Source organism: Protofrankia sp. CiP3 (assembly GCF_917627345.1).
Classification (GTDB): domain Bacteria; phylum Actinomycetota; class Actinomycetes; order Frankiales; family Frankiaceae; genus Protofrankia.
In genome coordinates this window covers 120,035-127,073 of record NZ_CAKJTM010000007.1, presented here as the reverse complement: position 1 = coordinate 127,073, position 7,039 = coordinate 120,035, and the positions used below count along the sequence as shown (strand labels likewise).

General features: G+C 69.0%; 6 protein-coding genes. 5 read left to right on the top strand and 1 reads right to left on the bottom strand.

Annotated elements, in window-relative coordinates:
• The 3 genes from MJ797_RS04620 to MJ797_RS04610 form a co-directional block, all read left to right on the top strand.
• A partial coding sequence (locus MJ797_RS04620) for a 4-alpha-glucanotransferase (RefSeq protein ID WP_239332135.1) occupies positions 1-1,300 on the top strand: 1,300 nt, incomplete at its 5' end.
• 105 nt (positions 1,301-1,405) lie between these two features.
• Entirely contained in the window at positions 1,406-1,768 is a 363-nt protein-coding gene (locus tag MJ797_RS04615) for a hypothetical protein (RefSeq protein ID WP_239310917.1), read from the top strand.
• Positions 1,755-2,186: a DUF5130 family protein gene (locus MJ797_RS04610; RefSeq protein WP_239310918.1), complete on the top strand. Its 432-nt coding sequence runs from the start codon at positions 1,755-1,757 to the stop codon at positions 2,184-2,186. The genes MJ797_RS04615 and MJ797_RS04610 overlap by 14 nt, the downstream gene beginning before the upstream one ends.
• A gap of 77 nt (positions 2,187-2,263) precedes the next feature.
• On the opposite strand, the gene pepN is transcribed toward MJ797_RS04610, so the two are convergent.
• On the bottom strand, positions 2,264-4,822 hold the full coding sequence (pepN, locus tag MJ797_RS04605) for an aminopeptidase N (protein WP_239332133.1): 2,559 nt from the start codon (positions 4,820-4,822) through the stop codon (positions 2,264-2,266).
• Positions 4,823-5,075: 253 nt separating this feature from the next.
• Between pepN and MJ797_RS04600 the strand changes: the two genes are divergently transcribed.
• The gene (locus tag MJ797_RS04600) at positions 5,076-6,302 is read left to right on the top strand and encodes an AI-2E family transporter (RefSeq protein WP_239332131.1); all 1,227 of its coding nucleotides are present in this window, start codon (positions 5,076-5,078) and stop codon (positions 6,300-6,302) included.
• A 205-nt stretch (positions 6,303-6,507) separates the two neighbouring features.
• Positions 6,508-6,990, top strand: a complete 483-nt coding sequence (locus MJ797_RS04595; RefSeq protein ID WP_239332129.1) for a ribose-5-phosphate isomerase — start codon at positions 6,508-6,510, stop codon at positions 6,988-6,990.
• The last annotated feature ends 49 nt before the right edge of the window (positions 6,991-7,039 follow it).

The window sequence follows — 7,039 nt, the reverse complement described above, 5'->3', positions numbered from 1 at the left end:
GGGCGAGGAGGGTCTCATCGACTTCGCCACCTGGTGCGCCCTTGCGGAACGGCACGGCCGGGACTGGCGGCGCTGGCCGGCGGACCTCCATGACCCGGCCGGGTCCGCGGTGGCCGAGGCCCGGCTTGAACTGCGGGCACGGATCGCCTTCCACCGCTGGTTGCAGCGGTGCTGTGATGCCCAGCTCATGGCCGCGCAGGCTGCTGCCCGTCATGCTGGGATGACCATCGGTATCGTTCACGATCTTGCTGTTGGCGTTGATCCCGGTGGCGCGGATGTCTGGGCCTGTCAGGACGTCTTCGCGACCGGCGCGACCATCGGCGCGCCTCCGGATGGGTTCAGCCAGCAGGGCCAGGACTGGCAGCTGCCGCCGTGGCGGCCCGACCGGCTGGCCGAGTCCGGCTACGCGCCGTTTCGGCAGCTGGTCGCCGCTGTGCTCCGTCGAGGCGGTGGCCTGCGGATTGACCATGTCCTGGGGCTGTTCCGGCTGTGGTGGATCCCGGCTGGTAACCCGGCCTCGGCCGGTACATATGTCCGCTATGACGCCGACGCCATGCTCGGGCTCATCGCGCTGGAAGCGAGCCGGGCCGGTGCGCTCGTCGTCGGTGAGGACCTGGGCACGGTCGAATCCTCGGTGGCGGTGACACTGGACCGGGCCGGTGTGCTCGGGTCGACTGTCGCATGGTTCGAACGCGACGCGCATGGTGATCCGCTCGCGCCGCGCCGGTGGCGGGAACCGGCGATGGCGAGTGTCACCACTCATGATCTTCCTACCGTCGCCGGCTACCTCACCGGCGAGCATGTGCGGGTACGCGCCGACCGCGGCCTGCTGCGACAGTCGCGGGAGGCTGAACTCGCCGCCTGGCGGCGGGAACGGGACGCGTTGATCGCGTTGCTGCGGGGCGAGGGGCTACTCGCTACGGATCTTGCCGCGCTCGACCTGGCCGCGTCGGCGGCGTCCGCCCCCGGCCTGGCCGGCAGCACCAGCGGCTCTGGCGGCTCTGGCGGCTCTGGCGGTGCCACGTCGGACCTTGCGGTGACCCGTGAGATCGCATTCGCTCTACACGGTCTGCTTGCCCGGTCACAGTCGCGGATCGTGCTGGCGGCACCCGGCGACGCCGTCGGTGACCTGCGCCAGCCGAACCTGCCCGGCACGGTGGACTCCTATCCGAACTGGCGGCTTGCGGTCACCGACGCTGACGGCCGGCCCGTAACCATCGAGCGGTTACGGGTGGACCCACAGGTACAGCGGCTTGCGCGGCTGCTCGCCTGTGTCCGTGACCAGGCCGACAGCGGATGAAAGGACAGGCGTGGGTTCGCCCCTCCGGGGCGCGCCGGCCCACGCCACCACGGGAGGAAGGCCTCTCGGACGACCTTGGGTCAATCACCCGGTAACCTTCGCAACGTGACTCGTCGACGTCTACGGCACACCGCTCGCCGTGCTCTTACCGTAGCGGCACTCGCTTTCCTTACGATCCCGGCGCTTTCCGGTGCCGCGTTCGCGCAGGACATCGGAGACAGTTACAGCCCCGACCCGCTCACGCCGCTCGAGGCCTGGATCGTCTACGGTGGGACGATCGCCGTCGGGTTCGCCGTCGCGATCATCCTGACGGTGCTGTCAAGCCGGGGCAGCGGCCCGTCCCGTTACCGTCCGGGAGGCCCGTGGCCGCACCCGGAGGTGTGGATCGGCGCTCCTCCCGCTGTCGCCGAGGATGAGCGTCCGCACGTGGCGGCCCCTGGCTCGGGCGGTGCCAGTGGCACCTGGTGATGCGTTCACTCATGACCAGCTTGACCGGCTCGGCCGAGCCCAGGCGGCAGCGGAGGCCCAGACCGGCATCCGGTTCACCGTCCGGGTGGGTACGGTCGACGGTGACGCCGATCTTTTCGCTGAGCGGGCATTGGCCAACCTGGTGGACGCCACGCGCGACTCCGCCGTTCTGCTGCTGGTTTCGCCCGGTCAGCGCTTCGCCCGCATCATGACGACACAGGCGGCCAAGAGCCGCGTCTCCGATCAGGCTGCCGGGCTCACGGTTCTCACGATGATCTCCAGTTTCGCGCTCGGTGACATCGTCGGTGGGATCGTCAACGGACTCCGTCAGTTGGCGGACGTGGCTGGCCCGTCGGCGTCCGGTGGGTCCACCGCGGCTGTTGACGTGCCGACCGGGTCGACGAGCGGGGCCCGCTGAGAGCGGGTCCCGCTCGGTTTGGGATCCGTGGCGGCCGGCAGCAGATCCTGCGCTCGCACCGGCCGCAGCGGCGTGGGTTAGGAACCAGCCGCGGCCTCGGCGTCCTTGGCACGGGCGCGCAGCGCGCGCACCAGGCCGTCACGGCCCTCGACCAGGGCGCGGCGCAGAGCCGGCTGTGGGTCGTGCGCGGCGAGGTAGGCGTCCACCGCCGCCAGCGTGTCCGGTTCGATGATCGCGGATGGGAACAGCATCTGCGTAATCGTCTGAGCCGTGTCGAAGGTCCGGGTCTGCCAGATCCGCTCGATCTCGGCGAAGAAACGGTTCACATATGGTCGGGTCAGATCCTCCTGGCCGGGTATCCAGAAGCCGCCCATGGTCGCCACCAGCAGGTGGTTCGACAGCGTGTCGGAGTCCATCACCGCCGTCCACGCGGCAGCCTTCGCCTCGGCGGTGGGCCGGGCCGAGCGGGCGGTAGCGGCCCGCTTCTCGCCGGTCGCGGTGCTGTCACGGGCAAGTTCGTTCTCGATCTCGGTGACTCCGTACACGCCCCGCGCAACCAACTGGATGAGCAGGGTCCAGCGCAGTTCGGTGTCGAGAGCGAGCCCGTCGATGACATCGGCGCCCTCGAAGATGGCGCGGACCCGGCTGACCTGGTCGGGTCCTTCCGCGTGGGCGAAGGTGGTCGCGTAGACCAGCTGCAGGTCGCTGCCGGGTGCGGCGGTGCGCAGCAGCGCCTCGGCCCGTGCGGACACGTCCCGAAGCGCGGCCGACCGGTTCGCGGGATCACCGTAGGTGTCGATCGTGAGCTGAGCCTTGGCCAGCAGTGACTGCACGACTCCGATGTCATCCTCGGCGTCCACACCGGAGAGCACGAGCTTGACATAGTCCCGTGCGGCGAGCTCGGCGTCGCGGGTCATGTCCCAGGCCGCCGCCCAGCACAGCGTCCGCGGGAGCGATTCGCGGATCGCGCCGATCGAGTCGATCAGCGTTGCCAGGGAACGGTCGTCCAGGCGGATCTTGGCGTAGGTCAGGTCGTCGTCATTGATCAGAATCAGGTCTGGCCGGCGGGCACCGACGAGTTTCGGTATCTCGGTCAGCTCGCCGACGACGTCCAGCTCGATGCGCTCGCGGCGCAGCAGCGACCCGTCGGCGGCGCGGTCGTACAGGCCGATCGCCACCCGGTGCGGCCGCAGTGTCTGGCTCGCTGTGGGCGGCGACAACGCCGGCTCCTGCACCACGTCGAAGGCCGTGAACAACCCGGACGGGTCAGTCTCGAAGCGGGCCCGTAGCGTGTTCGCCCCGGTGGTCTCCAGCCAGTCCGCGGCCCACACGGACAGGTCCCGGCCGCTTGCGTTCTCCAGTTCGTCAAGCAGGTCCCGCAGCGAGGTGTTGCCATACTCGTAACGGCGGAAGTAGGACCGCAGCCCGGCCAGGAACTCCTCCTGGCCCACCCACGCCACGAGCTGCTTGAGCACGGATGCGCCCTTGGCGTAGGTGATTCCGTCGAAGTTCGTCCGTACCGCCTCCATGTCGGCCGCGTCGGCGACGATGGGATGGGTGGAGGAAAGCTGGTCCTGCCGGTAGGCCCAGCCCTTCTCGGCGTTGGCGAACGTCGTCCAGCCGTTGGTGAACCGCGTCGAGGAGACCTGGGCGAGCACCGACATGAACGTGGCGAACGACTCGTTCAGCCACAGGTCGTCCCACCAGCGCATGGTCACGAGGTCGCCGAACCACATGTGGGCCATCTCGTGCAGGATCGTCTCGGCCCGCCGCTCCCGGCGGGCCTCGGTGACCTTCGCGCGGAAGACGTAGTCCTCCAGGAACGTCACACAACCGGCGTTCTCCATCGCTCCGGCGTTGAACTCGGGGACGAAGAGCTGGTCGTACTTGCCGAACGGGTAACGGTAGTCGAACACCCGGTGGTAGAAGTCGAACCCGGCCTTGGTGATCGTGAGGATCTCGTCCGGGTCGAGGAACTCGGCCAGGGACTGCCGGCAGTACAGGCCGAGGTCGATCCCGTCGTGGTGGTCCCGGACCTCGTGGTAAGGGCCGGCGACCAGCGCGGTGATGTAGGTCGAGATGACCGGCGTGGCCTCGAAGAGCCACAGCGTCCGCCCGGAGCCGGAGTCCGTGGCCTCCAGCCGGCGTCCGTTCGAGATACACGTCCAGCTGGCCGGGGCCACCACCGAGAGCTGGAATACCGCCTTCAGGTCCGGCTGGTCGAAACAGGCGTACATCCGGTGGGCGTCATAGGTCTCGAACTGGGTGTACAGGTAGCTGGCACCGTCGACCGGGTCGACGAACCGGTGCAGGCCCTCGCCGGTCTTCGAGTAGGCGCAGTCGGCCGCCACCTCAAGCTCGTTGACCTCCCGCAGATTCGCGAGGGTGATCCGGTTCCCGTCGTACACCTCGGCCGGGTCCAGGCGCTGGCCGTTGAGGGTCACCGCACCGACAGCCGTGGCGATCAGCTCGATGAAGGTGGTGGAACCCGGCTCGGTACAGGTGAAGCGCACCGTTGTCCGTGAGGCGAACGTGGTGTCGCCAGCCGTCAGATCGAGGTTCGTCTCGTAGGAAGACACGTTGAGCAGCCGAGCGCGCTCACGCGCCTCGTCGCGGGTGAGGTTGTTGGCTGACACGCGGGTCCTTTCGAAGGGCCGGACAAGTGTCCCGCTCCGGGGCGAGGGTGATGGACGCCGCGGTCCGCGACGACGGGGCTCCCAGTCTCCCACGTCCCAGCCGTCGGCCACGTCGGCTCCACCGGGCGGAGCCTGGTAACGGACAAACGGCTATCCGGCGCACCCGCGGTCGGGTTTGATGCGGGCTTGGAACATTCGGGAGGCATGACCGGTCCAGGCGCGCCAGGTGCCGTGACGATGAGGGGGAGCACCGGTGAGGCGTGTTGCCGGCTTCGGGCGTCCTGGCCATCGGAGGGACCCGGAGCCCGCCGGCCCGCCCAGCGCGCTGGAACCGCCCAGCGCGCTGGAACCGCCCGGTCCGGTGGGTACGCCCGGTCCGGTGGGCGTACCGCAGCGGCGGACACCCGCCGCTGCGGTCGATCCGCAGGTTCCGGCGGCGTTGCGGGTGGCCGCCGGCTGGTCCTGGCGTCTTCTCATTATCGGAGCGGCGATCTACATCCTGCTGCTGGCGGTCGGCCGGCTCCGTGTCGTGGTGATCCCAGTGATCGCCGGGCTGCTCATCAGCGCGTTGATCCGCCCGATCGCGGCGGCTCTGCGCCGGCATGGGGTGCCGAGGCTCGTGTCGTCCTTCCTGACCGTCTTCGGTTTTCTGATCATTGTGGTGGGCGTGGGTGTCGGCGTCGGCTTCAACGCGGCTGATGAGTTCCCCAGTTTGTCCGACCAGGTCAGCAAGGGTGTGGAACAGGTCCGTGACTATTTACAGGACGGACCGCTGCATCTGTCGCAGAAGCAGCTGGACGATTTTACGAACGACATCACCCAGACGTTGGCGAACAACCGAGGCCGCCTTGTCTCCGGAGTGCTCTCCGGGGCCACGGTTGCGGCGGAGGTGGTCACGGGGCTTCTGCTCACACTGTTCTCGACGTTCTTCTTCGTCCACGACGGCGAGCGGATCTGGGACTGGATCGTCACCCGTTTCCCGCCGGAAGGCGAGGAACGGGTGCGCGGCGCGGGCCGGGAGGCATGGGCGACGCTGACCGGATACGTCCGCGGCACCATGTTCGTGGCGCTCGCGGATGCCGCGGGTATCACGATCGGGCTGGTGGTCGTCGGGGTTCCGCTCATCGCCCCGCTGGCCCTGCTGACCTTCCTGGGCGGGTTCATCCCGATCGTCGGAGCGACCGTGGCCGGCGGCGCCGCTGTTCTGGTCACGCTCGTCTCCAACGGCTGGGTGCCGGCTCTGGTCATTTTCGGGGTCGCGCTTGGGGTCCAGCAGGTGGAAGGCCATCTGTTGCAGCCGTTGGTGATGCGGCGGGCCGTGCGTCTGCACCCACTCGCGATCGTGATCTCCCTCGCCGCGGGTGGCGTGCTGGCCGGCATCCCCGGGGCGATCGCGGTCGTGCCGTTCGTCGCCGTGGTCAACCGGGTGGCCGGCTACCTCGCCCGGTCCAGGCGGCAGCCATCGGCTGCCGAGGGTTAGGGCGCCCGGCAACAGGACTGTCCGGCTCGCGCCACGGGGCCGCGCGTATCCCGGACGCGCGGGCCTGGGTCGCCCGGTCAAGGACCGTCCGGTGGACGGGCGCTAGGACGAATGTGCCGCGGGTGCCATCCGGCTGGGGCACTTTTTCTAGATCATCGGAGTGGGTGGGAGTAGTGACGCCCCGGGGCGGGCATCATTTCGTCCCATGCGCGTCCATCTCGGTTCTGACCACGCGGGCTTCCAGCTGAAGACCTCATTGATCACTCGACTGACCGATCTGGGCCACTCGGTTATTGATCATGGACCTGCCGGCTACGACCCGGACGACGACTACCCGCCATATGTGATCGCGGCCGCCGCGGCCGTCGCCGGCGAACCGGGCAGCCTGGGTGTCGTCATCGGTGGTTCCGGTAACGGTGAGGCCATCGCCGCGAACAAGGTCACCGGTGTGCGCGCCGCCCTTGTCTGGAGCACGGAAACCGCTCGGCTCGCCCGGTTGCACAACGACGCGAACATCGCGAGCGTCGGTGCGCGGATGCACAGCGTCTCGGCGGCCACCGGCTTCATCGAGGTGTTCCTCGACACGTCGTTCAGTGCTGAACAGCGTCATGTTCGCCGGCTCACCATGCTCGCGGCCTACGAGCGGTCCGGCGTGGTGCCGGTCGCGTCCGCGCGGCCTGCGCCCTGACCTGGGGTCCTGACCCGGGGCACCGACCCACCCCGCCCGGCCTGCCGTC